Raw genomic sequence first — 238 nt, 5'->3', positions numbered from 1 at the left:
CCCTTGTGCTTCGAGGAGAACGGCACCTGGTTGCCCTTGTTCGGCCCGTCTTCGCGAATGCTCGCGTCGACGTAGGCGTAGCTGGCATAGACGTCGAAGCCGGAGAGCAGCGGGTCGAGATCGGCCAGGTCGTAGGCGATCGCCGCCTCGATGCCCTTGTGCCGGGTCTTGCCGCGGGCGGTCACGCTGTCGGTCTGCTGGTTGCTCTCGTACTGGTTGTCGAAGTTGATCAGGAAGG

Annotated in this window: 1 protein-coding gene; it reads right to left on the bottom strand. The window is 63.9% G+C overall.

What is annotated here, in order from left to right:
* The coding region (locus ACLJNW_RS28290) for a TonB-dependent receptor domain-containing protein (protein WP_410961961.1) at positions 1–238 on the bottom strand (238 nt) is incomplete at both ends.

The organism is Salmonella sp. SAL4457 (genome assembly GCF_046548235.1).
Taxonomy (GTDB): Bacteria; Pseudomonadota; Gammaproteobacteria; order Enterobacterales; family Enterobacteriaceae; genus Salmonella; species Salmonella enterica.
The sequence above is the reverse complement of the archived record's forward strand: the minus strand, read 5'-3'. Positions and strand labels throughout refer to the sequence as shown.